27 protein-coding genes are annotated in these 25,597 nt (G+C 46.2%); all 27 read left to right on the forward strand.

The window, feature by feature from the left end:
- Positions 1 to 321: 321 nt before the first annotated feature.
- The 27 genes from sucC to fliP all read left to right on the forward strand — a co-directional run bounded on the left by sucC (position 322) and on the right by fliP (position 25,569).
- Positions 322 to 1,482: an ADP-forming succinate--CoA ligase subunit beta gene (sucC, locus tag T3H97_RS09865; protein ID WP_328802416.1), complete on the forward strand. Its 1,161-nt coding sequence runs from the start codon at positions 322 to 324 to the stop codon at positions 1,480 to 1,482.
- 49 nt (positions 1,483 to 1,531) lie between these two features.
- Positions 1,532 to 2,461 (forward strand): succinate--CoA ligase subunit alpha, encoded by a 930-nt coding sequence (sucD, locus tag T3H97_RS09870; RefSeq protein ID WP_250244695.1) that lies wholly within the window; start codon positions 1,532 to 1,534, stop codon positions 2,459 to 2,461.
- Between the two features lie 228 nt (positions 2,462 to 2,689).
- Positions 2,690 to 3,808, forward strand: coding sequence for a DNA-processing protein DprA (gene dprA, locus T3H97_RS09875; protein WP_328802417.1), 1,119 nt, complete (start codon positions 2,690 to 2,692; stop codon positions 3,806 to 3,808).
- 285 nt (positions 3,809 to 4,093) lie between these two features.
- Positions 4,094 to 6,196: a type I DNA topoisomerase gene (topA, locus tag T3H97_RS09880; RefSeq protein ID WP_061831859.1), complete on the forward strand. Its 2,103-nt coding sequence runs from the start codon at positions 4,094 to 4,096 to the stop codon at positions 6,194 to 6,196.
- Positions 6,197 to 6,223: 27 nt separating this feature from the next.
- Complete coding sequence (gene trmFO, locus T3H97_RS09885; protein WP_025723278.1) at positions 6,224 to 7,564, forward strand: FADH(2)-oxidizing methylenetetrahydrofolate--tRNA-(uracil(54)-C(5))-methyltransferase TrmFO; 1,341 nt, start codon at positions 6,224 to 6,226, stop codon at positions 7,562 to 7,564.
- A gap of 26 nt (positions 7,565 to 7,590) precedes the next feature.
- The gene (gene hslV, locus T3H97_RS09890; RefSeq protein WP_013309881.1) at positions 7,591 to 8,133 is read left to right on the forward strand and encodes an ATP-dependent protease subunit HslV; all 543 of its coding nucleotides are present in this window, start codon (positions 7,591 to 7,593) and stop codon (positions 8,131 to 8,133) included.
- A gap of 36 nt (positions 8,134 to 8,169) precedes the next feature.
- On the forward strand, positions 8,170 to 9,570 hold the full coding sequence (hslU, locus tag T3H97_RS09895) for an ATP-dependent protease ATPase subunit HslU (protein WP_071640477.1): 1,401 nt from the start codon (positions 8,170 to 8,172) through the stop codon (positions 9,568 to 9,570).
- Positions 9,571 to 9,978: 408 nt separating this feature from the next.
- On the forward strand, positions 9,979 to 10,386 hold the full coding sequence (gene flgB / locus T3H97_RS09900) for a flagellar basal body rod protein FlgB (RefSeq protein WP_013309883.1): 408 nt from the start codon (positions 9,979 to 9,981) through the stop codon (positions 10,384 to 10,386).
- A gap of 6 nt (positions 10,387 to 10,392) precedes the next feature.
- Positions 10,393 to 10,845: a flagellar basal body rod protein FlgC gene (gene flgC, locus T3H97_RS09905; RefSeq protein ID WP_013309884.1), complete on the forward strand. Its 453-nt coding sequence runs from the start codon at positions 10,393 to 10,395 to the stop codon at positions 10,843 to 10,845.
- A gap of 39 nt (positions 10,846 to 10,884) precedes the next feature.
- Entirely contained in the window at positions 10,885 to 11,199 is a 315-nt protein-coding gene (gene fliE, locus T3H97_RS09910; RefSeq protein ID WP_061831861.1) for a flagellar hook-basal body complex protein FliE, read from the forward strand.
- Between the two features lie 35 nt (positions 11,200 to 11,234).
- On the forward strand, positions 11,235 to 12,818 hold the full coding sequence (fliF, locus tag T3H97_RS09915) for a flagellar basal-body MS-ring/collar protein FliF (RefSeq protein ID WP_013309886.1): 1,584 nt from the start codon (positions 11,235 to 11,237) through the stop codon (positions 12,816 to 12,818).
- Positions 12,819 to 12,829: 11 nt separating this feature from the next.
- On the forward strand, positions 12,830 to 13,846 hold the full coding sequence (gene fliG, locus T3H97_RS09920; protein ID WP_013309887.1) for a flagellar motor switch protein FliG: 1,017 nt from the start codon (positions 12,830 to 12,832) through the stop codon (positions 13,844 to 13,846).
- A complete protein-coding gene (locus tag T3H97_RS09925; protein ID WP_025723732.1) occupies positions 13,839 to 14,675 on the forward strand; it encodes a FliH/SctL family protein in 837 nt (278 codons plus the stop codon). The genes fliG and T3H97_RS09925 overlap by 8 nt, the downstream gene beginning before the upstream one ends.
- Entirely contained in the window at positions 14,662 to 15,981 is a 1,320-nt protein-coding gene (gene fliI / locus T3H97_RS09930) for a flagellar protein export ATPase FliI (protein WP_069291725.1), read from the forward strand. Before T3H97_RS09925 ends, fliI begins: the two co-directional genes overlap by 14 nt.
- 10 nt (positions 15,982 to 15,991) lie before the next feature.
- The gene (gene fliJ / locus T3H97_RS09935; protein WP_013309890.1) at positions 15,992 to 16,435 is read left to right on the forward strand and encodes a flagellar export protein FliJ; all 444 of its coding nucleotides are present in this window, start codon (positions 15,992 to 15,994) and stop codon (positions 16,433 to 16,435) included.
- Positions 16,436 to 16,482: 47 nt separating this feature from the next.
- Positions 16,483 to 17,466 (forward strand): magnesium transporter MgtE N-terminal domain-containing protein, encoded by a 984-nt coding sequence (locus tag T3H97_RS09940; RefSeq protein WP_328802418.1) that lies wholly within the window; start codon positions 16,483 to 16,485, stop codon positions 17,464 to 17,466.
- Between the two features lie 26 nt (positions 17,467 to 17,492).
- On the forward strand, positions 17,493 to 18,950 hold the full coding sequence (locus T3H97_RS09945; RefSeq protein ID WP_328802419.1) for a flagellar hook-length control protein FliK: 1,458 nt from the start codon (positions 17,493 to 17,495) through the stop codon (positions 18,948 to 18,950).
- A 19-nt stretch (positions 18,951 to 18,969) separates the two neighbouring features.
- On the forward strand, positions 18,970 to 19,503 hold the full coding sequence (locus tag T3H97_RS09950) for a flagellar hook capping FlgD N-terminal domain-containing protein (RefSeq protein ID WP_328802420.1): 534 nt from the start codon (positions 18,970 to 18,972) through the stop codon (positions 19,501 to 19,503).
- Positions 19,500 to 19,880: a TIGR02530 family flagellar biosynthesis protein gene (locus T3H97_RS09955; RefSeq protein WP_272640488.1), complete on the forward strand. Its 381-nt coding sequence runs from the start codon at positions 19,500 to 19,502 to the stop codon at positions 19,878 to 19,880. Before T3H97_RS09950 ends, T3H97_RS09955 begins: the two co-directional genes overlap by 4 nt.
- Before the next feature lie 104 nt (positions 19,881 to 19,984).
- Positions 19,985 to 20,794, forward strand: coding sequence for a flagellar basal body rod protein FlgG (gene flgG, locus T3H97_RS09960; RefSeq protein ID WP_250272111.1), 810 nt, complete (start codon positions 19,985 to 19,987; stop codon positions 20,792 to 20,794).
- A 60-nt stretch (positions 20,795 to 20,854) separates the two neighbouring features.
- Positions 20,855 to 21,079, forward strand: coding sequence for a flagellar FlbD family protein (locus T3H97_RS09965; RefSeq protein ID WP_013309896.1), 225 nt, complete (start codon positions 20,855 to 20,857; stop codon positions 21,077 to 21,079).
- Positions 21,076 to 21,549 (forward strand): flagellar basal body-associated FliL family protein, encoded by a 474-nt coding sequence (locus T3H97_RS09970; protein ID WP_023988194.1) that lies wholly within the window; start codon positions 21,076 to 21,078, stop codon positions 21,547 to 21,549. The genes T3H97_RS09965 and T3H97_RS09970 overlap by 4 nt, the downstream gene beginning before the upstream one ends.
- Before the next feature lie 43 nt (positions 21,550 to 21,592).
- Positions 21,593 to 22,591, forward strand: a complete 999-nt coding sequence (fliM, locus tag T3H97_RS09975; protein WP_235308125.1) for a flagellar motor switch protein FliM — start codon at positions 21,593 to 21,595, stop codon at positions 22,589 to 22,591.
- Positions 22,581 to 23,876, forward strand: coding sequence for a flagellar motor switch phosphatase FliY (gene fliY, locus T3H97_RS09980; RefSeq protein ID WP_328802421.1), 1,296 nt, complete (start codon positions 22,581 to 22,583; stop codon positions 23,874 to 23,876). Before fliM ends, fliY begins: the two co-directional genes overlap by 11 nt.
- A gap of 29 nt (positions 23,877 to 23,905) precedes the next feature.
- Positions 23,906 to 24,271: a response regulator gene (locus T3H97_RS09985; protein ID WP_010346372.1), complete on the forward strand. Its 366-nt coding sequence runs from the start codon at positions 23,906 to 23,908 to the stop codon at positions 24,269 to 24,271.
- 12 nt (positions 24,272 to 24,283) lie between these two features.
- Positions 24,284 to 24,817: a flagellar biosynthetic protein FliO gene (locus tag T3H97_RS09990; protein WP_328802422.1), complete on the forward strand. Its 534-nt coding sequence runs from the start codon at positions 24,284 to 24,286 to the stop codon at positions 24,815 to 24,817.
- A complete protein-coding gene (gene fliP / locus T3H97_RS09995; RefSeq protein ID WP_013309901.1) occupies positions 24,814 to 25,569 on the forward strand; it encodes a flagellar type III secretion system pore protein FliP in 756 nt (251 codons plus the stop codon). Before T3H97_RS09990 ends, fliP begins: the two co-directional genes overlap by 4 nt.
- The last annotated feature ends 28 nt before the right edge of the window (positions 25,570 to 25,597 follow it).

Consider the following 25,597-nt stretch of genomic DNA (forward strand, 5'->3'; position numbering starts at 1 on the left):
CTTGCGAATCTTATGGCATGAGTTGTTCTCAGCTGGAAAGAAAAAATACCTAATCATGCTTGAAGAATTAAAGTGCCTCTTAATGTGGATTAGGCAATCCCATGTTGTAGAGGTGCTTTTTTTGTGAATTTGTATTAGGAGTAGTATCCAATAATATCCAAACATTCGATTTTGGGAATGATAATGATATCAAAATACTGTAATTCATGAGGTTAAATTATAAGGAAAGCGTTTTAAAAACATGTTACAATGATGTAGGTTTAGTATAGATTTCCTTGTGAACCGCCCTTGTTGCAGTCATGTTGATAGGAGGATTCCAGAATGAATATCCATGAATATCAGGGTAAAGAAGTATTGAAGCAGTACGGAGTGGCTGTACCGAACGGTAAGGTTGCCTATACGGTGGAGGAAGCCGTTGCTGCGGCAGAATCGCTTGGAAGCGCTGTTACGGTGGTAAAAGCACAAATTCATGCTGGTGGACGCGGTAAAGCGGGTGGCGTGAAAGTTGCCAAAGGTTTAGATGAGGTGCGGACTTTTGCTTCTGAAATTTTGGGTAAGGTGCTGGTGACGCATCAGACCGGACCTGAAGGTAAAGAGGTCAAACGCCTTTTGGTTGAGGAAGGCTGCGATATTCGTAAAGAATATTACGTTGGCGTTGTCGTAGATCGTGCGACTGGACGTATCGTAATGATGGCCTCAGAAGAAGGCGGTACGGAAATCGAAGAGGTGGCTGCAGCCACTCCGGAGAAGATTTTTAAAGCGGTTGTTGATCCAGCGATTGGGCTTCAGGTGTATCAGGCCCGTAAGTTGGCGTATGAGATTAATATCCCCAATGAACTGGTAAACAAAGCGGTCAAGTTTATGCTGGCGTTATACGAAGCTTTTGTGGACAAGGACTGTTCGATTGCAGAAATCAATCCCTTAGTCGTTACGGGTGATGGGAATGTACTGGCGTTAGATGCCAAACTGAATTTTGATTCTAATGCGCTGTTCCGTCACAAGGATATTTTGGAATTGCGTGATTTGGATGAAGAGGACGAGAAGGAAATTGAGGCATCTAAATATGATCTAAGCTATATCGCTCTGGACGGAAATATTGGCTGTATGGTCAACGGTGCGGGCTTGGCGATGGCAACCATGGATATTATCAAATATTACGGTGGCGATCCGGCCAACTTCCTGGACGTAGGGGGCGGTGCGACGACGGAAAAGGTAACCGAAGCGTTCAAAATCATTTTGTCCGATCCGAAGGTTGAAGGTATTTTCGTGAACATTTTCGGCGGAATTATGCAGTGTGACATCATTGCGAACGGCGTCGTGGAGGCTGCCAAACAGTTGGGGCTGACTCGTCCGCTTGTTGTCCGTCTTGAAGGGACAAATGTTGAGCTCGGCAAACAGATTTTAGCGGAATCCGGTTTGAATATCGTAGCAGCCGATTCCATGGCGGATGGTGCCCAAAAAATCGTCGAACTTGTTCAATAGCCTGTTTGCATTCCGATATGCCGAATAAACGATAGGGGATGTGAAGATCGTGAGTATTTTGGTCGATAAGCATACAAAGGTGATTACACAGGGGATTACGGGAAAAACGGCGTTGTTTCATGCCAAGGGTGCACTTGATTACGGTACACAAATGGTAGGTGGCACCTCTCCGGGTAAGGGGGGCACCGAGGTAGAAATTACACTGGAGAACGGACAACAGGTCAAATTGCCAGTGTTTAACACCGTAAGCGAAGCCAAGGAAGTTACTGGCGCAACAGCGAGCGTGATTTACGTGCCACCGGCTTTTGCAGCAGATTCCATTTTGGAGGCTGTAGATGCAGAATTAGATCTCGTGATTTGTATCACGGAAGGCATTCCGGTGCTTGATATGATCAGGGTCAAACGTTTTATGGAAGGTAAAAAGACCGTTCTGATTGGCCCTAACTGCCCAGGCGTTATTACGCCAGGAGAATGTAAAATCGGTATTATGCCAGGTTACATTCATCTACCAGGTCATGTAGGTGTTGTGTCACGTAGTGGTACTTTGACCTATGAAGCAGTGCATCAGTTAACGACCCGAGGTATAGGACAATCTTCCGCGGTTGGTATTGGCGGTGACCCCGTTAAAGGTTCAGAATTCATTGATATTTTGCAACGTTTCAATGAGGACCCCAATACTCACGCTGTCATTATGATCGGAGAAATTGGGGGTACAGCCGAAGAAGAGGCGGCCGAGTGGATCAGGGACAATATGACGAAGCCAGTGGTTGGTTTTATCGGCGGTGTGACTGCGCCTCCGGGCAAACGGATGGGGCATGCAGGCGCCATTATTTCTGGTGGAAAAGGAACGGCCAAAGAGAAAATTGCCACGCTTGAAGCCTGTGGGATCAAGGTGGCACCGACTCCTTCCGAAATGGGCTCGACACTGGTAAGTGTGCTGGAAGCACGTGGTATTTTGAATTTGTGTACGACACATTAAATCGTGTTTCTTCATTAATATACAGGCCATAAAACTGCATCGAAATTTGCCGCAGGCTAGTGTATAATGAAAGAAAGGTAAGCAACCTTTTTATCTTCTGAAACAGGGGATGAAAAGGTTGCTTTTTTTTGCGTTAAGACAGGCTTGTCAGGGAAACGCTTGCAAAATGATTCATTGTGCCACAAAATAAGGAAGGGTTCACTCTTCCGTGAATGGGGGAACCATAGTTTGGAAGAAAGATGGCTTTTGTTAGGCTTACATGAGTTAGAGGGAATCGGAAGAAAAACAATTCAGCGTATTTGGTCGAGTGACTATCGATTGCATGAGCTACTGCATTTTAGCGAACAAAAGTGGATTGAGATAGGGTTAAGCCCTGCTCAGGCACGAATTGCGGCTCAGTGCTACGATGAAGAATGGGTGCATGAACGTTATCAGCGAGTTCAGTCCGGTGATATTGGAACGGTAACTTATGTGGACGAGGATTATCCCCTATTAATGAAGGAAACAGTTGACCCACCTTGGGTAATGTATACAAAAGGGGATAAATCACTTTTGCATACATGTTCTGTAGCTATGGTAGGAACTCGCGTTCCCACCGCTTATGGACGTAGAGCAGCGGAGATACTAACAGAGGGATTATGTAATGCAGGGATTACAGTAGTTAGCGGATTGGCGAGAGGGATTGACAGTATTTGTCACGAAACTGCCCTACGCTGGGGAGGAAACACGATTGGTGTACTGGGAACAGCGATAGATCAAATTTATCCTCCCCAAAATGCGTCTTTATTTGCAGAGATGGCTAGCAAAGGCTTGATTGTATCGGAGTATCCTCCAGGCACGAGGTCACATCCGGGAATGTTTCCACAACGTAATCGGATTATAGCTGGCCTAACGAAGGGAACGCTCGTCGTCGAAGCAGATGCAAGAAGCGGCTCCTTGATTACAGCTGATGCTGCGCTAGAGGCAAATCGAGATGTGTTTGCTGTTCCCGGACCCATTACGTCACCGAAGAGTAGAGGCACGCTGAGCTTGATTAAGCAAGGAGCCAAAACAGTCACTGAAGCTTCGGATATTATTGAGGAGTATGAAGCAGATTTGCGTACAAGGGAGGTTTCTTCATACAATAGAGAGCAGAGTCTTAAACTGAAGGAGGCCTCCAAAGTGCCAGAAAGGGAGACTTCTGAGGAAAACCGTGTCATACTGTTGCTCGAACAGGGAACCATGACACTGGATGAACTGCTTGATGCTACAGCATGGGATTTTGGACTTTTACACGCAGTTCTGTTATCGTTAATCATAAAAAAAAGGATCGCCCAGCTAGCGGGCACAAAATACAAGCTTATTTAGTAGTTGTTTTTGCAAAATCCTTAGTTAGTAAATGCACAAATTCATTTTTAAACATCAGGTGGAGGGCAGTATGGCATTCATCCGCGCCGCGGATTCCTACTCCTTCCCCACTTCCTGAAATGTGTTGACATTATGACTCGCAGCAGCGGAGCAGATGGAATCTTTCTGAACAAGTATAGCGATCTGGAAAAATGACCAATCTGTGAAGCGCTCTCCGCGTCATAAATCACCACATTTCAGGAAGTCTATCATATTCATGTGTGTAATTGAGAGGAGGAAGAGCCTATGGCGGATTCACTCGTCATCGTGGAATCGCCTTCCAAGGCGAAGACGATCGGCAAATACTTAGGCAGCAAATATATCGTCAAGGCTTCCATGGGTCATATCAGGGATTTACCGAAGAGTCAGATCGGCGTAGAGGTCGAAAATGATTTTAATCCCAAATACATTACCATTCGAGGTAAAGGCTCAATTCTAAAAGAATTAAAGGATGCCCGAAAAAAAGTAAAAAAAGTATATCTGGCGGCTGACCCGGATCGCGAAGGTGAGGCTATTGCCTGGCATCTGGCGCATGCGCTGGAACTGGACGATACAGCAGATTGCCGTGTTGTATTTAATGAAATTACGAAGCAGGCTGTCAAAGATGCTTTTAAAACACCCCGTAAAATCAATATGGATTTGGTCAACGCTCAGCAGGCACGACGGATACTGGATCGACTTGTTGGCTACAAAATCAGCCCGTTGCTCTGGAAAAAGGTAAAAAAGGGTCTATCCGCTGGGCGTGTGCAGTCGGTTGCGGTGAAGATTATTTTGGACCGGGAAAACGAGATCAGTGAGTTTGTACCGGAAGAATACTGGACGATTACAGCTAAACTAGCTATTAAAGACAGCACCTTTGAAGCGAAATTTCATAAGCTGCGCGGTGAAAAGAAAGAGCTCTCCAGCGAAGCGGATGTACAAGAAGTGTTGGAAGCTATCGGGAAATCGTCTTACAAGGTGCGCGATGTGAAAGAGAAAGAGCGTTTGCGCAATCCTTCTCCTCCATTCACAACAAGTTCCTTGCAGCAGGAGGCGGCTCGGAAGCTCAACTTCCGCGCATCTAAAACGATGTCTGTAGCTCAGCAGCTATATGAGGGTGTGGATTTAGGTAAAGAAGGGACCGTGGGTCTGATTACGTATATGCGTACGGATTCCACACGGATCGCCGCTTCAGCTCAGGAGGAAGCGAAAGAATTAATTATTCAAAAATATGGCGAAGCTTTTGTGCCTGAAACTCCTCGACAATATTCAAAAAAAGCGGCCAACGCCCAGGATGCGCATGAAGCGATTCGCCCAACCTCTGCGTTACGCGATCCGGAAACAGTTAAGCCGTTTATGAGTCGGGATCAGTTCCGCTTGTACAAATTGGTATGGGAACGTTTCATGGCCAGCCAGATGGCTTCTGCTATTATGGATACTTTGTCCGTAGATATTGAAGCGGGTGAGACGATATTCCGGGCAGCAGGTTCTAAGGTTCGTTTTCCAGGTTTCATGAAAGTGTATGTAGAGGGAAATGACGACGGTAAAACTGAAGAAGATAAACTGCTGCCACCACTTCAACCAGGCGATAAATTAAAAAAAGAAGCGGTTGAGCCGAAGCAGCATTTTACACAACCGCCTCCCCGTTATACGGAAGCGCGACTGGTGAAGACGCTGGAAGAACTGGGTATAGGACGTCCAAGTACGTATGCACCAACGCTGGAAACCATTCAGAAACGTGGGTACGTTGCTATTGAAGAAAAGAAATTTTTTCCTACAGAGCTGGGCGAATTGGTCATCGAACAGATGGAGGAGTTCTTTCCAGAGATTCTGAATGTGGAGTTTACAGCTAATATGGAAGGTGATCTTGACCACGTCGAAGAAGGCGAAGGTAATTGGGTCAAGGTGTTGAGTGACTTTTACGAGTCATTCGAGAAGCGACTTGAAGTGGCTGAAGAAGAAATGAAAGAAATTGAAATAAAAGATGAAGTATCCGATGTCATTTGTGATAAGTGTGGCAGCCAAATGGTGTATAAGCTCGGCCGATTCGGTAAATTCCTGGCCTGTTCTGCTTTTCCAGATTGCCGTAACACAAAGCCAATTGTTAAGGATATCGGGATTAATTGTCCTACATGCGGTGAGGGCCATGTCGTCGAACGACGGAGTAAAAAAGGACGTATCTTCTATGGATGTGACCGCTACCCGGAATGTGATTTTGTTTCCTGGGATAAACCGTCCATTAAGCCTTGCCCAAGTTGCAGTAGCCTAATGGTCGAAAAACGTACAAAACAAGGAACGAAGCTCAACTGTACTGTCTGCGATCACAGCGAAATGCTGGAAGAGAGCGATGAGAGCGTAGAGACTTCTTAAGAACAACAATAGCAGGGGGATTTAAACGTGAGTGAACTACAAAAGGTAACGGTCATCGGAGCAGGTTTGGCGGGCAGCGAAGCTGCCTGGCAAATTGCAAGCCGTGGAGTGCCAGTCAAGTTATATGAAATGCGGCCGGTTGTAAAAACACCAGCACATCATACAGATAAATTTGCCGAACTGGTATGCAGTAATTCCTTGCGGGCAAACGGCCTAACGAATGCAGTAGGCGTACTGAAGGAAGAGATGAGAATACTAAACTCCTTGATTCTGAGTGCAGCAGATCGTCATGCTGTTCCGGCTGGCGGTGCATTGGCAGTGGATCGTGACGGATTTTCCGGTCATATTACTGATACACTTCATCAACATCCCTTGATCGAGGTTGTTAATGAAGAGCTTCAGGAAATCCCACAGGATGGTATTGTGGTCATTGCGACGGGGCCTTTAACTTCTCCTGCTTTGTCGGAACAAATTAAATCGCTGATGGGAGAAGAGTATTTTTATTTTTACGATGCGGCAGCCCCTATTGTAGAAAAGGACTCTATCGACATGAGCAAGGTTTATCTGGCTTCCCGTTATGATAAGGGAGAAGCAGCGTACTTGAATTGTCCGATGAACGAAGCAGAATTTGATGCTTTTTACGAGGCTTTGATTACGGCTGAGGTGGCGCAAGTCAAGGAATTCGAAAAAGAAATTTATTTCGAAGGCTGTATGCCCATCGAAGTGATGATGCAACGTGGGAAACAAACGGCATTGTTCGGACCGATGAAACCTGTGGGTCTCGTAAATCCACATACAGGTGAACTGCCCCACGCAGTTGTTCAGCTTCGGCAGGACAACGCCGCAGGAACGCTGTATAATCTGGTTGGTTTCCAGACTCACCTCAAATGGGGGGAGCAAAAGCGTGTGTTTTCAATGATTCCGGGTCTTGAAGAGGCAGAGTTTGTACGTTACGGTGTGATGCATCGCAATACCTTTATTAATTCTCCGCAGCAACTTCATCCAACTTATCAGTTCAAGGGAAGAAGTAATCTATTCTTCGCCGGACAAATGACCGGTGTAGAGGGATATGTGGAGTCAGCGGCTTCTGGTCTGCTGGCCGGGATGAATGCGGCACGAGCAGCGCGTGGACAGGAAATGTTTGTATTTCCTGCGGAAACGACATTAGGCAGCATGGCGCGGTATATTACGACCGCTGATTTTAAGCATTTTCAACCGATGAATGCAAACTTTGGTTTGCTTCCAAAGCTGGAGACACGGATTCGTAACAAAAAGGAAAAAAATGAAGCTCTCGCTAATCGCGCGCTGGAAAGTTTGCGCGGTTATATCAACGAAACGGGAGTTATGTCAGCTGAAGTACAGGCATAAGGATGAAGGAAAAGGAGGAGCGCGTTATGGATATGTCCTTTCATGCTACCACCATCTGCGCTGTACGCCACAATGGCAAAGGAGCTATTGCGGGTGATGGACAGGTAACGTTCGGCAACAGTGTTGTAATGAAGCAGACGGCTAAAAAAGTGCGCAGATTGTATCGTGGTCAGGTCGTTGCGGGATTTGCGGGTTCGGTGGCCGATGCTATCACGTTATTTGAAAAGTTCGAAAATAAGCTAGAGGAACACCACGGAAATCTTCAAAGAGCAGCCGTGGAACTGGCCAAGGACTGGCGTCAGGATCGTATCCTGCGCAAGCTGGAAGCGCTCATGATTGTGATGGACTCATCCGGAATGCTGCTCATTTCTGGAGGCGGCGAAATTATAGAGCCGGATGATGATGTGCTTGCAATTGGATCAGGTGGTAATTTTGCATTGGCAGCTGCCCGTGCTTTCAAACGCCATGGCTCTGGCATGGAAGCAAAGGACATGGCACGGGAAGCGCTAGAGGTTGCTTCGGAAATATGTGTGTATACGAACAATCAGATTATCGTGGAAGAACTGTAAATCGGCTCTGAGTATTCAAGGGTGGAGGAGTGCAAAATGAATAATCAATCGTTGACGCCCAGACAAGTGGTATCCGAGCTGGATAAGTATATTGTCGGACAAAAGCAAGCTAAAAAATCTGTTGCTGTTGCCTTGCGCAACCGCTATCGGCGTAGTAAGCTGCCGGATGATATCCGGGATGAAATTGTGCCTAAAAATATTTTGATGATCGGGCCGACTGGTGTGGGTAAAACTGAAATTGCACGTAGACTTGCACGGCTCGTGGGAGCTCCTTTTGTCAAGGTAGAGGCGACCAAATTTACAGAAGTGGGTTACGTGGGTCGTGATGTGGAATCCATGGTGCGTGATCTGATGGAAACCTCCATTCGCATCGTTAAGTCGGAACGAACAGAGAATGTGAAGGACAAAGCGGAGGACATGGCAAATGAACGGATTGTCAGCATTCTTGTACCTGCAGAAAAGTCAAACAAATCGCAACGTAATCCTTTTGAAATGCTATTTGGTAATAACACGGGAACTTCGGTAGAAGAAGAACCACCACAACAGGATGGATCTTTGGCAGAAAAGCGCCGTAAGGTTAAATTCGATCTGTTATCCGGAAAGCTTGAGGATGATGTCATAGAGATTGATGTGGAGGATACTGCACCCAATATGCTCGATATGTTTGCTGGGCAAGGGAATGAACAAATGGGTATGAATATGCAGGAGATGTTCGGAAGTTTTCTGCCCAAGCGGACGAAGAAGCGCAAGCTACCAGTCAAGGAAGCTCGCAAGGTGTTGATTCAAGATGAAGCCGCCAAATTGATCGATATGGATGATGTGATTCAGGAGTCTGTGAAGCGTGCTGAGCAATCCGGTATTATTTTTATTGATGAAATAGATAAGATTGCCAGCCAGGGTAAGGGTAGTGGCCCCGATGTGTCGAGAGAAGGCGTCCAGCGCGATATTTTACCTATTGTCGAGGGATCTACCATCATGACCAAATACGGTCCGGTAAGAACAGATTACATTCTGTTTATTGCTGCAGGAGCTTTTCATGTTGCAAAACCATCTGACCTGATCCCTGAGCTTCAGGGCCGTTTCCCAATCCGTGTGGAATTAAGTAGCCTGACCTTGGATGAGTTTGTGTCGATATTGACGGAGCCTAAAAATGCGCTGACCAAGCAATACACTGATTTACTCCGTACTGAGGAGATTGAAGTCGAATTTTCTGCGGAAGCGATCCGTGAGATTGCCAGCATTGCTGAGTCTGTAAATCGCAACACCGAAAATATTGGCGCACGTCGTTTGCATACTATTCTAGAAAAGCTGCTGGAGGATCTGTCGTTTGAAGCACCAGAGCTTACATTGGATCGTATGATCATTACCCCGGAATATGTACGTGAGAAGCTGGGAGATATTGCCCAAAACAGGGACCTTAGTCAGTATATTTTATGAATAGGGTTTCTAAAAATAGGGTGTGTGGTCCAGAATAACACTATCTTGCACCGTCGTTTAGACCTAGATAATGGTCAAGTTGATGATTTTTCTGTCTATTCCAAAAGTAGGACGTATAATCTTTTACAGGTGTAAAGTGCTAAGAAAACATTCATTTTCTTGAAATAAACCTGAAAAATTTAACATTTTATGCATCTAAAGCCCTCTTTTTTAAAAAAGATAGGGCTTTTTTCTTATTGTAATTAGGTCCCAACTCTACGAAACTTAGAATATATGACAGAAAGTTATTATTTTCTACTTAAGACCTAAAAGAAATGTATAATTATGAAATTTTATTGTCGAAAAAAAGTGAAAAATCTTGTTTTATTGAATCTTACTTTGGAGTAGACGCTGGGAGGGAGGAGCTAAATGAATCTGCTGGGTGATATGAGCTTTCAAAAGCTTCAGGCAGGTGTACAGGCGGCAAATACGAGACAACGTGTGATGGCCGACAATATATCCAATGCGGATACCCCGTATTTTAAGCGTTCGGAGGTTTCATTTGAAGAACTGCTTCAGCAGCAAATGGACGGGGATGTCACACCACTACGTGGAAAAGTAACCAATTCAAGACATTTTCAAATAGGACCTGTGAACTCCATTCCAGATGCCACGGTCACCAAAGATGGGTACTCAGTCATGAATAACAATATGAACAACGTAGATATCGACAGAGAAATGAGTCTTATGGCTGAAAATCAACTAAGATATAATACCTACATCCAAGAAATTAATGAGCGCATCAAGATGATGAGAACAGCGGTAGAAGGGAGATAGGACTAGGTGAAGATTAACAACGGCTTTGATATTAGTGCATCTGCTCTTACGGCCCAACGGTTGCGGATGGACGTTATATCTAGCAACATTGCCAACGCAGAGACAACTCGGGCGAAAGTAGAGAATGGACAAGCAGTTCCATATCGGAGAAAAACGGTTGTTTTGGAGCCGAACCAATCTGGCTTTGCCGATGTTTTGAAGGCTCAAATGGAAGGAAGTAGTACAAGCGCTGCTGGCGTTAAGGTTTCGCAAATTCAGGAAGATCAGTCACCTTTGAAGCCTGTGTACAACCCGGGTCACCCGGACGCTGATAAAGATGGCTATGTATATATGCCTAATGTAGACATTATGAAAGAAATGGTCGACATGATTTCCGCAACACGCTCATACGAAGCCAATGTAACAGCTCTGAATGCATCAAAGGCTATGGTTTCCAAAGCGCTTGAAATCGGTCGCTAAGTTCTAGGACTACTAACTACTTAATAGGGAGAGTAAAACATGATTCAGAACGCCATGTTTAATGTACAGACACCGGCAATACAGCAGATTCAATCGCCTAACAATGAGTTGACGAAAGCGACTCCTTCCGAATCCTTGAAGGATTTTGGTTCCTTCCTAAAGGATGCTCTCAATGAGGTAGGGCAGCAAGAAGCCGCTACGCACCAGATGTCCGACCAATTCATGGCAGGCAAAGTTGATGTAGATCAGGTCATGATCACTTCCCAACAAGCGCTGCTTTCCCTGCAGCTTACTACACAGGTCCGAAACAAAGCGATCGAAGCCTATCAGGAGATCATGCGTACACAGATGTAAAGAGGGTTTAGCAAAGTTTCGGATGGGGTGACGGAGTGAACGAGAGAATCGCCCAATATCGGGATAAGATTTCCGGGTATTGGAATAATTTCAGCAAAAAACAGAAAATATTACTTGTTTCGACATTAGCATTCATCATTATCGCCGTTGTAGTGCTAACGATGCAGTTTACCAAAACCGAGTATGAAGTGGCTTTCCGAGATCTAAATGCTAACGATGCTGCCGGAGTCATTAAATATCTCGATTCTGCGGGTATACCGTATCAACTTAATGCTGGCGGGACACAAATCTCAGTCCCAACTGCTAATGCGGATAAGGCGAAGGTAGATGTTGGGTCTCAAGGCCTGATTCAGAAGGGTTCAATCGGCATGAGCGCTTTTGACCAGTCCTCCTCTGCCATTGGTATGACGGAGAACGAGTTCAATGTGAAGTACAATAATGCATTGAACGGCGAAATACAGCAACTGTTGGAACGGATGGATGGTGTCCAAAGCTCCAAAGCTGTCATTAATATGCCAAAGGAAAACATTTTTGCCGGACTTGAAGAAAAGGACAAAGCCTCCGCTTCGATTCAAATGGAATTCGAGCCTGGCTTTACTCCAAATCAGCAAGCAATCGACGGATACTTTAATCTGGTAAAAACGGCCGTGCCGAATCTGCCAGTGGAAAACATTACGATCACCAATAAGGAATATGAGTTGATTCCAACGGCCAAGGGCGGCCAAGGTGGGCTCACTAGTGGTGTTCAGGAAAACATGGCTCTACAGAAGAAGTTTGAGAGCGATGTAAGGAATAATGTCCAACAATTTTTGTCGAAAATTGTTGGAGACGACAAAGTAAACGTGCTGGTTATGTCCCAGCTAAATTTCGACAAAGTAACATCTAAGGAACAAATGGTCACACCTGTTGATCAAACGAAAATGAAGGGTATTGAGATTAGCGCCCAACAAATTCAGGAAAGCTATACGGGCAGTAGTGGACAAACCGGAGGAGTTGCAGGAACAGGAACACAGGATGTTCCGGGCTACCCCGGAGGAGCTAATTCCGGCAACACCAGCTCAGATAAGAGCTCAAGTACGATTAACTACGAAGTTAACCGAATTGCAAGGGATATTATCCAAAGTCCGTACACTGTAAAAGATTTAACCATTAATGTAGCAGTTGAACCACCAACAGGTCAGCAAACGTTGGATACTGCAACTCAGACAGCAATTCAAAATATTTTGGTTAATATCGTAAGAGCGTCGTTGGCGAATTCTGGTACTACAATTACAGACGCTGATTTGGCTAAGAAGGTTTCGGTGTTCTCACAAGCTGTTCCGGCGCCTGCGAGCACAAATACATTCTTCTCAGCTTCCAACCCTTGGCTATGGGGCATCGGAGCTGCTGTTCTGGCACTGCTGGCGGGTGTAATCTTCCTCATCGTACGCGGTCGTCGTAAGCAGGAAGAAGAGTTGGATGAAGAATTGCAACTCATGCCAACGCCGACGGAGTTCCCGTCTATTACCATGGAAAGTGTGACAAATGAAAGTCAAGTGCGTAAACAGCTTGAAAGTCTGGCGAAAAAGAAACCCGACGAATTCGTCAATCTGCTTCGTACATGGCTGGCTGACGAATAGAGGTGAGTTCATTGGCAAAGGCAAGCAGTCAAGGTTTAACGGGAAGACAGAAAGCAGCTATACTTCTGATCACAATGGGACCAGAGGTATCTGCTCAAATATTCAAGCATTTGCGTGATGAGGAGATCGAGCAACTTACTTTGGAAATTGCCAATGTGCGGAAGGTCGATGCCATTGAGAAGGACTCCATCATGGCCGAGTTTCATCAAATTTGTTTGGCTCAGGAGTACATTTCTCAAGGCGGTATTAATTACGCTAAAGAAATATTGGAGAAAGCACTCGGATCGCAAAAAGCAGTTGAGGTCATTAACCGTCTAACAGCGACGTTACAGGTAAGACCCTTCGATTTTGCTCGCAAGGCTGATCCAAACCAGATATTGAATTTTATACAGAATGAGAATCCGCAAACGATTGCTCTCGTGCTTTCGTACTTGCAATTCGAGCAGGCGGCTGCAATTCTGTCGTCTCTGCCACAGGAAAAGCAGGCAGATGTGGCCCGGCGTGTCGCTGTCATGGACAGTACATCTCCGGAAGTTATTTCCCAGGTGGAACGAGTGTTGGAGCAAAAGCTGTCTGCAACCGCGACGCAGGATTATACGAATGCAGGTGGTATCGAGTCCATTGTTCAGATTTTGAATGGCGTAGACCGCGGAACCGAACGTACGATTCTCGACTCGCTTGAAATTCAAGATCCAGAACTGGCTGAGGAAATCAAGAAAAGAATGTTCGTGTTCGAGGATATCGTCAATGTGGACAACCGTTCCATTCAGCGCATTGTCCGCGATATCGACAATGCAGATTTGCAATTGGCGCTTAAAGTATCCAGTGAAGAAGTACGCGATGTGATTTTCCGAAATATGTCGAAGCGTATGGCAGAAACCTTCAAAGAGGAAATGGAGTACATGGGACCGGTGCGGTTGCGTGATGTGGAAGAAGCACAGACACGTATCGTATCGACGATCCGCAGATTGGAAGAGGCCGGTGAGATTATAATCGCACGCGGCGGAGGAGATGACATCATTGTCTAACTTGATCAAATCTTTCCAATATGTTCCTGTAGAGGCTTTGAAAACAATTGATGTGGCACATACGTATGCGCCAGAAACGACGGATGAAGAAATCACAACTGAATATACGGAGCCGGAGCCTCAGCGAGATCACGAGGCTGAACGACTACGGGATGAAATGCTGAATGACGCTAAGGATTTTGCCGAACGTCAGGTTCGCGAGGCAGCTGAAGAAGCGGAACGGATGCTTCAGGAGGCACAGCAGCAGATTGAAGCATGGTGGCAGGAACGACGCGAGCATGACGAGCAGTTAACTCAGTCGTTAAAAGCTGATGGGTTTCAGCAAGGATATGAAGAAGGTCAGAAGCTGGCTGAGGCCGAGCTCCAGACGAAATCAGAGCAGATGATGGAAGAAGCACAGGATATTTTGCGTCAGGCTTATGAGATCAAGGAACAACTGATTCAGGAAGCTGAGCCTTTCCTGGTTGAACTGAGTAGTGCTATTGCTGAGAAGGTCATTGAGAAACAGCTTAGCCTTGAGCCTGAATACACGATTGAATTAATTCGTAAAAATTTGGCTCGTAAGCGGGAAAAAGGAACCATTACATTGTGTGTGTCGCCTCAGCATTTCGCATTTGTGCAAGGTGCGCGAGAAGAATTGTCATTAACTGTCGATTCGCAGGCAGAACTGCAAATTATTCCTGATGGTACCGTGAAAGATCGCGGTTGTGTTATCCGTTCTTCCTTTGGAAGTGTGGATGCGCGGATTGATACGCAATTAGCTGAGATCAAAAAGGAATTACTGCGTCTGGCACATGAGAATGAGGAGCGAAGACATGAAGGGGCTTAATGCGCAGCGCTACATGGATCATTTGCGCCAGCTGGACCCGGTTCGGGTAAATGGCAAGGTTACGCAGGTTATCGGCCTGATGGTTGAATCGGAAGGTCCAGACGCCAGTATCGGGGATGTTTGTTACATTTATCCGGGTAAAACGGCAAAGCCGTTGCAAGCGGAGGTTGTAGGCTTCAGGGACAATAAAGTGCTCCTGATGCCACTTGGAGAACTGCAATCCATTGGTCCCGGTTGTGATGTTGTAGGAACAGGGAAGCCGTTGAATGTGCAGGTCGGGTCGGAGCTGTTAGGCAAAGTGCTGGATGGCTTGGGTCAGCCTCTGGATGGTTCATTGATTCCCTCGCGAATGGCGAGATATTCAACCTTCAATATTCCATCTAATCCGCTGAATCGTCCGCGTGTGCAGGAACCAATCAGTATCGGGGTACGCGCTATCGACGGGTTGCTTACTATCGGTAAAGGACAACGGGTTGGTATTTTTGCAGGTTCGGGTGTAGGTAAAAGTACCTTGATGGGAATGATTGCTCGTAATACGGAAGCCGATGTGAATGTAATTGCCTTGATCGGGGAACGTGGACGCGAAGTGCTGGACTTTATTGAACGGGATTTAGGTCCGGAGGGACTAGAACGTTCCGTGGTCATTGTGGCAACTTCCGACCAACCTGCGTTAATCCGCATTAAGGGTGCACTTATTGCAACGACGATCGCGGAATATTTTCGGGATCGCGGGTTAAATGTCATGCTGATGATGGATTCAGTTACCCGGTATGCGATGGCCCAACGTGAAGTGGGACTAGCCGTAGGGGAGCCACCAGCAATGAGAGGGTACACACCTTCCGTGTTTGCTAGTCTACCTAAGCTTCTAGAACGTGCAGGGACAGGTCCTACTGGCTCCATAACCGCTTTTTATACGGTACTGGTCGATGGTGATGATATGAACGAGCCCATCGCGGATGCGGTGCGCGGGATTTTGGATGGACATATTGTTTTGAATCGTGGGATTGCGAACAAAGGACATTTTCCCGCAATTGATGTGTTAGCGAGTATTAGCCGGGTTATGAAGGATATCGCACCACGAGATCAGATAGACGCTGCCGAGAACATTAAGCGCTTGATGGCCATTTACAAAGATTCGGAGGACCTGATTAATATCGGGGCCTATCAGCAGGGTTCAAATGCAGAAATTGACGAATCCATGGAGCGTATACGGGATATATGGGATTTTACAAGACAAAGAACAGATGAAAAGGCTGAGCTGGATGAGGTAAGGGAGCGTTTGATTTCTGAATTTACGAGGAGATGAAGGTTGAACGATGAGATTTCAGTATTCCTTTCAGAAAGTTGTAGACTTGAAAACCAACGAAAAGTCACAGGCCGAATGGTTGCTTTCCAGTGCTGTCGGACAATTGCAGGCTGAGGAGCAGACATTAACACAGCTTGTAGGCGAAAGGAATCGGGTCATATCAGCCATTCAAAAGGCTGCCGAGGATTGCGCGCCACTCTCTACTATTCAGGAATTACAGGCTTATGTTAATCATCTAGACCAATGTATTACACGCAAGCATAGGGATGTTCAATATGCGCAGCAAAATGTGCAAAGCAAACAAACCGTTTTGACCGATAAAATGCTGGATGAACAGGTTTGGCTGAAAGCGAGAGAGAAGGCCAACGTGAAATTCCAACAGGAAATGCTCCTGCGCGAGCAGAACGAGCTGGATGAAATGGCTTCCGTGCGATTTGCCATGAAAGCCCGGTAAGCGGAAAGTCATAGGATACGCATATCAGCTGCCTGAGGAGGAAGACGATGGCACAGAAGTTAGCAGAAAATGAACTGGATATGGATTTAGGAAAAGAATCAGGCGGGGGATTTGAACGGTTTATGTTTTTCCTGATTCCGATTGTGTTCACAATCGTTCTGGTCGGGGTCCTGCTTACATTGTTCAATATGGACTTCAGAAGCGAAATGATTTCATTAGGGAACAAAATACCAGTTGTTAAAAATTGGGTACCTGAACCGAAAGATAAGGCTACCCAGACGAAAGAGGCAGATCAGAAGGCACAGTCTGAAAGTTCTGAAGCAACCATTCAGCAGTTAAAGGCAGATTTAGCCAAGCAGACGGAGGAGCTTAAAAAGGCTACCGCTGCTAAGACGACACAAGATAAAAAGGTTTCTGAACTGCAGAATCAGGTCAATACGCTGCAAACGCAACAGGAACAGCAGCCACAGGCCAGTCAGCAGGGACAGGCTGGTACGCAAACTACAGGTGGAACAACAAATGAAGATCCTTATGTAAAACAGGCCAGAGATCTTGCTAGCATGTATGAAGGAATGACAGCTAGTAAAGCGGCACCGATTATGGAGAATCTGACTACGGAAGAGACTGTGCAGCTGCTAAGCTACATGGACCCTGCCAACAGTGCAAAGATTTTGCAAAAGATGGACGCTAAAAAAGCAGCCGATATTACTATGGCTCTGAAAAACGTAACGCCATCTACGGATTTGTCAGTTGCTGCGTTGCAGTCTCGTCTGAAAAAGGATCAAGGTACCACAGCTGGAACAACGAGTAAGAGTTTGCAAAGCACTCAAATCAGTAGCACATTTGCTTCTATGGACAAGAAGAGCGGTGCCGAACTTATTTTACAAACTTACAAAATCAGTCCAGACAAGGCATTAAACATATTAAATACAGTAGATGATTCGACACGTGGTTCTTTACTACAAAATATGTCTGCCAAGGATGCGGCTCAGACCGCAAAAATTTTGAACAAACTGATGGGCAGTAAGTAATTTAAATGAAGGGAGGTGAAAAATAAATGACCCTTATTTCTCAAAGTGTATCGGTCAGCTCAAGTCAGACAGCTAGCAGTACAACGGCCTCAACAACGACTACAGCCACAGCTGCTGGAGCAACCACGGGTGCTTTTAATCAAACACTTACGCAAATGATGACAGGCGGGCAAACGGGCTCAGCAGGCACAGATGCGAACGGCTCTCCATTAGTTATGGTACTTCCGCTTATTGCAACTGGAGAATCCACGGAAGCTCCCACCGAGCCGCTGGCCGAAACACTGGCTCCTTTGCTACAAAATCTCGATAAGCTGGATGATCAAGTAGCTGTCGATCCTGCTCTGCTTGCAACTCTGCAAGCGTGGATACAGCAAGTACAACAGTTTTTGCAAGGCGACGGAACAAATCAACAGTTAAACGGTGGAGAAACGACAGAGGCGACAGGCTTAACAGCCTTGGCAGCCAACCCGGCTACTCTTCGATTTGCATTGCAGGACGCTTTGTCACAACTTGCCAATGTAGCAGAGCAGGCTTCTGGAGACCAAAAGTCCCAAGTGGCACAGTTGCTACAATCGCTCCAAAGCGCAACGGCAGGTACGGGAGCAATTTCCGATGAGCAGTGGAATGGTGTAATGAAAGCTGTGGAACTTGCTGATGGTGGGGATTCACAAGCGGTTCAGCCTTCTGCAAATCGATCAAATGGTACTCAGACCGTAGCTGCGGCTACTACTGACAAACAGGTTGTTGCTTCTCAGCAGCAAACAAGTCAGGGTGAAACTAATCAACAAGGCTCAGATGGGCAACGTTCATCAACTAATCTTCTCGTTCAGTCTGCAGTTAAGACGACTGAAACGGATGAAGCGAGTGCATTCGTAGATGCAACTGAGCAAGCAGATTCGACAGCAACTGACAATCAGACTCCAGTGATCACGACTGCGGGACAGCTTTCGGTACAAACTCAAGGAACAACACCTTCGACTCCGGCTCAACCAGTCGTACATGTACGGCAATTTGCCAAGGAGATGACCGAATTTGTAGTGCAGAAACTTGACATTGTAAAACACACTGGTTTGACGGAAGCGACTATCATGCTTCGTCCAGATCATCTGGGCCAGCTGGAGGTTAAGCTGACAATGCAAAATGGTCATCTGGTTGCCCAGTTCATGACTGAGCATAGCGGAGCGAAGGATTTGCTGGAACAGCAAATGTCGCAGCTGCGTTCGAGTCTCCAGAGCCAAGGTATCCAGGTGGATAAGGTAGAAGTAACGCACAATGAGTCGCTTTCCTCCCATATGTATCAGGATGGACGCGGATCTGGAGCTAATCAGCAGCAGCAATCCAATCAACGTTCCAAAGCTCGAGGAAGAGAAGAGAGCGAGGATGCTTTGAAGGTAGCTGAAATGGCAGAAGAGCTTCGTAACTGGACAGCAGAACAACGCGCAGATGATATGAATCGGACAGGCTCCTTTACAGCACAAGCGTAATGATGGAGGTGAGAACACAATGACGACTACAGACAACAATGTATCCACCAGTAACGTCTGGCCGAATTACAATGTGAACAATGTCAAAACAGCAAGTGCCAAGGATACTAAAACGATGGGTAAAGATCAATTTCTGAAAATTTTGATCACCCAGCTACAAAATCAGGATCCGATGCAGCCTTTGGAGGATAAAGAATTTATCGCTCAAATGGCCCAGTTTTCCTCGGTGGAACAACTAATGAACATTTCTACGCAGTTGAATGCATTGGGACAGTCTTTAGGTACGGCTTCCGGTTTGATAGGAAAAGAAGTCAGCTGGATTGAGGCAGGTAAAAAAGACTCCATTACAGGTGAAACAGGTGCGGGTACAGTAAAAAGTGGAATCGTAGATTCCATCGTTATTCGCGACGGTGTGCAGTATGCCAAAATGGGAGCAGCTGAGGTGGCATTAAAAGATGTAACATCAGTGAGCCAGGCTAACACAACGACTCCCGCTACGGATACATCGGATACTTCATCTTCTTCCACTACTGGAAGCGGTGAGGACTCATGAATGACAGGATAACGGTCGGACGCCTTTTTCCCGCCAACGTGCCCCCGGCAGCAATCTCACAAAACCGAGTAAATTCGGTATCTAAGGATGCCAGACCGTTCGGTCAGGTGTTGCAGGATCAGGTGCTCAAGCTGAGCAACCATGCAGCCAAGCGTCTGGAGCAGCGGGGAATAGAGTTGAGAAGTGACCAAATGGCGAAAATTAATTCTGCTGTGGATAAAGCAGCTGCCAAAGGCGCCAAAGAATCATTGATTTTAATGCAGGATATGGCTTTGATTGTAAGTGTTCCTAATCGAACCGTTGTTACCGCGATGGATAAGAAATCCATGGAGGATAACGTATTTACGCAGATAGATAGTGCTGTAATTATTTCATGAAAAATGTATACGAAGTGGCTGGCCCGAATAGGAAAGCCATGAAAAAGCCGCGGATCGACTGATGCGGTCAACTAAGCAACCAATCAGAGGAGGATTTATACTCAATGTTGAGATCAATGTATTCAGGTGTATCGGGCATGAAGGGCTTTCAAACAAAGCTGGACGTTATCGGTAACAATATTGCAAACGTAAATACTACAGGCTTCAAATCCAGCCGAGTAATGTTCAAGGATATCTTGAGCCAAACGAGTTCAGGTGCAAGCGCACCAGACGGAACAACAACCGCCGGGCAGAATGCCAAGCAGGTAGGTTTGGGGGTCTCGGTTAGCTCAATTGATACACTGCATCTTCCAGGTAGTGCGATGACCACCAATAACCCAACGGATTTGCGGATTAATGGTGACGGATTTTTCTTGGTCAAAATGAATGATGCACAGGAAGTTCCCTATCTGACTCGTGCGGGTGATTTCCACATAGACGCAAACCGGAATCTGGTTACTGCAGATGGATTTTTTGTGGGAAATGCGGATGGAGATCCAATCACACTTGAAGACAATGTTACGGCAGTCTCTATCTCACAGGATGGCACGATTGTACAGCAATTAGATGATGGTACAGTGAATAATGGCACGCAAATTGGTATAGCCAAAGTTACTAACCCGGAAGGTTTGGAGAAAATTGGAGGCAGCCTATATCGTACAACGGTCAACTCCAACATTGATGAACTTGAGCCTGGACCAGCCAACTCAGAGGGGCGTGGAGCTATTATCTCAGGTCAGCTGGAAATGTCCAACGTTGATCTGACAGGCGAATTTACCGAAATGATCGTAGCGCAGCGCGGATTCCAAGCGAACTCCCGTATCATTACGACCTCGGATGAAGTGCTTCAGGAAGTTGTAAACTTGAAACGATAATCTCATTTAAACGCGGAGGAGTAGAGGCTCCTCCGCACCTATCAGGAGGTTGGTGTTACGATGATCCCGTTAACGCGGCTGAACGGCTCGCCTATGTGGCTTAATGCGCTGCTCATTGAGACTGTGGAGGAAACACCGGATACATACGTCACTTTGGTGACGGGGAAACGGTTGATTGTATTGGAAAAAGCGGCAGATGTCGTCTCCTTGATCAAGGGTTACAGCCGTGAAATCGGCATGCATGCCGCCACGATAAAAGTGCAACAAATGGAGGAAGACGAATGAAGAAGATGCTGCCATGGCTCATTACAATTTTACTCGCGATTACTTTGATTGCAGGCGCGGCCTTTGTACTTATACCAGCGCTTAGCGGGAAGAAGTCGGAAGTCATACCGAATGCGCAAGCTGCTCAAGCAGAACAACTTCCAAGATTGTCAGCAGATGAATTGGTGGAAGTGAGCTCTGAAATTACCGGTATCAAAACGAATTTGGCAGACGCAGATTACATTGTCCAGATGAACCTATCTTTTCAATTGAACGATGCCAAAGCAAAAGAATCTTTTGAAAAAATTAAAGACATCAGTATTAAGCCCATCGTTATTCAATTGCTTGCAGACACCAAACCTGATGAGCTCAGAACGGCTAAAGGCCGGGACCAGTTCAGTGACAAGCTGACGGATCTCATCAACAAGTCGCTCCCTGAAGGTCACCTGGGGAACGCCAAAATTACAGACTTTTTGCTGGCAGCCATTTGATTCCAGGTGAACTTGTCAGGAACACGTAAGGGGGTGAATAACATTGGTGGATGTACTGTCACAAGGGGAAATTGATGCCCTTTTAGCAGCTCTTTCGTCCGGTGAAATGGATGCGGAAGAACTTAAAAAGGAAGATACCCAAAAGAAAGTTCGCGCTTATGATTTTAAAAGAGCGCTTAGATTTTCCAAGGACCATATACGGAGTCTGACGCGGATACACGAGAACTTTGCACGGTATCTAACCACATATTTTTCAGCGCAGCTTCGTACTTTTGTCCAAATTAATGTCGTTCAGGTGGAGCAGCTTCCTTATGATGAATTCATTCGCTCCATTCCGAAAATGACCATTCTAAACATTTTTGAAGCTGAACCGCTGGAAGGCCGTATGGTGCTTGAAGTTCACCCGAACGTTGCTTATGCCATGTTGGACAGGCTTCTCGGAGGAACAGGTTCGGCACCGTCAAAGGTTACTGCGTTGACCGAAATCGAGACGACGATCATGGAGCGAATTTTCAGTCGTACCTTTGATAGCCTGCAAGAGGCTTGGAAAACGGTACTGGACATTGAACCGCGCCTAGAGGCGATGGAAACGAATCCGCAGTTTATGCAGATTGTTTCGCCCAATGAAACGATTGCTCTGATTTCGCTTAGCACTAAAATTGGTGATACCACGGGGATGATTAACCTCTGTATCCCGCACGTGGTATTGGAACCCATTATGGCCAGACTGTCCACGCACCAGTGGTTTACATCGGAAAAGAAATCAAGGGCGCCCGAAGAGATCGACGCCTTGAGATTACGGGTCACCAAAGCAGAGCTCCCTATTATTGCGGAGTTGGGTGAATCCCGGATAAATGTAGCCGAGTTTCTGGGTCTTTCGGTAGGGGATGTCATTTCATTGAACAAGCCTGTCAAAGAAGGACTATCCATCCGGGTAGGCGATAAATTGAAGTTTATGGGAAGTCCCGGCATGGTAAGAGATCGTGTTGCCGTACAAATTGATGAAATTGTCAACGAAGGAGTTGAAGAAATTGACGAGTAAAGACTATTTGTCCCAGGAGGAAATCGATGCCTTGCTGAAACAGTCTGAAGCGGGGACGGATTCTACTCCCGCAGGCAAGACCGTTGACGATTTTCTGACTCCTCTGGAGCAGGATGCTCTCGGGGAAATCGGTAATATAACGTTCGGCAGCGCAGCTACGGCTCTTTCCACACTGCTCGGTCAAAAGGTGGATATTACGACACCTAAAGTTTCAATTATTACCCGTTCTGAATTTGAAACTGCATTTCCAAAGCCACACGTAGCCGTACATGTAAATTATGTCGATGGATTCGAGGGTATTAACTCACTCGTAATCAAAAAGCGTGATGCACAAGTGATAGCGGACTTAATGCTTGGTGGCGAAGGTAACCCAGCGGATGAAGAATTGAATGAAATTCACATCAGTGCCGTGCAGGAAGCGATGAACCAGATGATGGGATCGTCGGCGACCTCTATGTCTACCATGTTTAATCGTTTTGTTAATATCTCTCCACCGGGGATTGATATTTTGGATCCTATGCACGGTGATGGAGTATCCAGTCTGCCGGATGAAGAGACGCTCATTACAGTATCCTTCCGGTTATTGATTGGGGATCTTATTGACTCTACGCTGATGCAACTGTTACCTGTTAATTTCGCTAAAAAAATGGTGAGTATCCTAATGAATGGCGGAGAGGATGAAGAACAACCGCAAGCGTCCGCACATCAGGTAGCTGCAACAGCTGCTCCCGAAGCGCCGCAACAAGCTAGCGTTCCGCAGCAACCGCCTGCACCAGCCTATCAACAGCCACCTGCAGCCGCGCAGGCGCCGCAAGACGCAAGCTATGGACAACAACCGCCAATGTATCCTCAAGACCCGGGATATGGGCAGCAGGGCGCTCCAGGCTATGGAATGCCAGCGGGTGTACCGCCGCAAGCTCCATACGGAACGCCTCATCACTACGGCGCAGTACCGGGGCGTAATGTAAATGTACAACCTGTACAATTTTCTAACTTGCAGTCCGGTGCATTTGCGCAAGTGGATGAAAACAATTTAAATTTATTGATGGACATTCCCCTTAGAGTCACCGTAGAATTAGGAAGGACCCAAAAGCAAATTAAAGATATTCTGGAGCTCTCACAAGGTTCAATTATTGAACTGGACAAGCTTGCCGGTGAGCCGGTGGACATTTTGGTTAACAACAAACTGATTGCCAAGGGCGAGGTTGTCGTAATCGACGAGAACTTTGGCGTGCGTGTAACAGATATTGTAAGCCAATGGGACCGTATTCAAAAATTACAATAAAAGCATAATTTAGGGAGGATTTATTTCAGATGGCAAACCGTATTTTGATCGTGGACGATGCTGCATTTATGAGAATGATGATTCGGGACATCCTGTCCAAAAATGGATTTGAAGTAGTAGGAGAGGCCCAGGACGGATCACAGGCCATTGAAAAATTCAAGGAGCTTCGTCCGGACCTGATTACGATGGATATCACGATGCCTGAAATGGACGGCATTGCCGCTCTGAAGGAAATCAAACAAATTGACGCGAACGCAAAGGTTATCATGTGTTCCGCGATGGGTCAGCAAGCAATGGTTATTGATGCCATTCAAGCTGGCGCAAAAGATTTTATCGTTAAGCCTTTCCAATCGGATCGGGTTATCGAAGCCATCAACAAAACACTGGGTGTGTAAGGCGCACCCAGTATGGATACACAACAGGGTGCCTCTGACGCATTGAGTACATCCAGCAATATAGGCAACATTGCCTGGGTCCTTTTCGTGCTAATCTTTATCATCGTACTGATCGTGTACTTGATACGGTTTTTGAGTAAAAGAAATCAGAGCTGGTTCAGCAACCGCTCCGTTCGCATACTGGGAGGCGTGGGACTTGGTCCCAATAAATCCCTTCAGCTTGTTGAAGTTGGTAGCAGTGTGTACCTCATTGGTGTGGGAGAAGATATCCGGCTTGTTGACAAAGTATCCGATCCTGAAGAAGTGGAGCAAATTTTGGCCGCACTGGAGCAAGAAGCTTCTCTGCAGCGCGGCCCGATTGCCCCGCTATTCGCTAAAATTGCGGATAGGCTTCGCCGGAACAACGCGGCACAGCAGCAGCCTGAAGAGGAGACATCTTTTCACGAGATGTTTGAATCCAAGCTTCGACAAATGCCGAATCGCAAGGATAAACTTGAAAAGCTGCGCAATGAGGAGAATACTACAGATCGGTCGGGAGATTCATGAGAAAAAAGATTATACTTGCATGTTTGCTGCTTGTCTTGTTCAGCTTCATTTCGGTGACGGCGGCCTCTGCGGAACCGATTCCGAACATTGATATTCAAGTCGGCAATTCGGACAAAGGACAGCCCGGTGCCACCTCGCTGTCTATTATTTTACTTATTACTGTCATTAGTGTAGCGCCGGCGTTACTTGTGCTTATGACAAGTTTTACGCGAATTGTGATTGTGCTTGGCTTTGTGCGAACTTCGCTGGGAACCCAGCAGATGCCGCCTAATCAGGTGCTTGTCGGACTGGCTTTGTTTCTCACTTTATTCATTATGGCACCGACGTTCTCAGCTATGAATGAAACTGCACTTCAGCCGTATCTCAAGGGGGATATAACACAGTCTCAGGCGCTGGACAAGGCATCGGTACCGATCAAGACCTTTATGTTCTCTCATACACGTGAGAAGGATCTACTGCTCTTTATGAAATACACCAAGATGGAAAAACCAAAGAATTATCAGGATATTCCACTAACGGTGATGGTTCCAGCTTATGCAATCAGTGAGTTGAAAACGGCATTTCAGATGGGCTTTATGATTTTTATACCATTTTTAGTTATAGACATTGTAGTGTCGAGTACACTCATGGCTATGGGGATGATGATGCTACCCCCGGTAATGATTTCACTTCCTTTTAAAATACTGCTTTTCGTACTTGTAGATGGTTGGTATTTGGTTGTCAAATCATTGCTTTTGAGTTTTAACACATGAATACTTCATGCAAGGACAGCAATCAAGG

Origin of the sequence: Paenibacillus sp. LX16, assembly GCF_036252815.1 — a bacterium.
Taxonomy (GTDB): domain Bacteria; phylum Bacillota; class Bacilli; order Paenibacillales; family Paenibacillaceae; genus Paenibacillus; species Paenibacillus polymyxa_B.

Coding starts and splice junctions, on each gene's coding strand:
- sucC (WP_328802416.1), top strand. CDS start 322: ATGAATATCCATGAATATCAGGGTAAAGAAGTATTGAAGCAGTACGGA.
- topA (WP_061831859.1), top strand. CDS start 4,094: ATGGCGGATTCACTCGTCATCGTGGAATCGCCTTCCAAGGCGAAGACG.
- hslV (WP_013309881.1), top strand. CDS start 7,591: ATGGATATGTCCTTTCATGCTACCACCATCTGCGCTGTACGCCACAAT.
- hslU (WP_071640477.1), top strand. CDS start 8,170: ATGAATAATCAATCGTTGACGCCCAGACAAGTGGTATCCGAGCTGGAT.
- flgB (WP_013309883.1), top strand. CDS start 9,979: ATGAATCTGCTGGGTGATATGAGCTTTCAAAAGCTTCAGGCAGGTGTA.
- fliE (WP_061831861.1), top strand. CDS start 10,885: ATGATTCAGAACGCCATGTTTAATGTACAGACACCGGCAATACAGCAG.
- fliI (WP_069291725.1), top strand. CDS start 14,662: ATGAAGGGGCTTAATGCGCAGCGCTACATGGATCATTTGCGCCAGCTG.
- fliJ (WP_013309890.1), top strand. CDS start 15,992: ATGAGATTTCAGTATTCCTTTCAGAAAGTTGTAGACTTGAAAACCAAC.
- T3H97_RS09940 (WP_328802418.1), top strand. CDS start 16,483: ATGGCACAGAAGTTAGCAGAAAATGAACTGGATATGGATTTAGGAAAA.
- T3H97_RS09945 (WP_328802419.1), top strand. CDS start 17,493: ATGACCCTTATTTCTCAAAGTGTATCGGTCAGCTCAAGTCAGACAGCT.
- T3H97_RS09950 (WP_328802420.1), top strand. CDS start 18,970: ATGACGACTACAGACAACAATGTATCCACCAGTAACGTCTGGCCGAAT.
- T3H97_RS09955 (WP_272640488.1), top strand. CDS start 19,500: ATGAATGACAGGATAACGGTCGGACGCCTTTTTCCCGCCAACGTGCCC.
- flgG (WP_250272111.1), top strand. CDS start 19,985: ATGTTGAGATCAATGTATTCAGGTGTATCGGGCATGAAGGGCTTTCAA.
- T3H97_RS09965 (WP_013309896.1), top strand. CDS start 20,855: ATGATCCCGTTAACGCGGCTGAACGGCTCGCCTATGTGGCTTAATGCG.
- T3H97_RS09970 (WP_023988194.1), top strand. CDS start 21,076: ATGAAGAAGATGCTGCCATGGCTCATTACAATTTTACTCGCGATTACT.
- T3H97_RS09985 (WP_010346372.1), top strand. CDS start 23,906: ATGGCAAACCGTATTTTGATCGTGGACGATGCTGCATTTATGAGAATG.
- T3H97_RS09990 (WP_328802422.1), top strand. CDS start 24,284: ATGGATACACAACAGGGTGCCTCTGACGCATTGAGTACATCCAGCAAT.
- fliP (WP_013309901.1), top strand. CDS start 24,814: ATGAGAAAAAAGATTATACTTGCATGTTTGCTGCTTGTCTTGTTCAGC.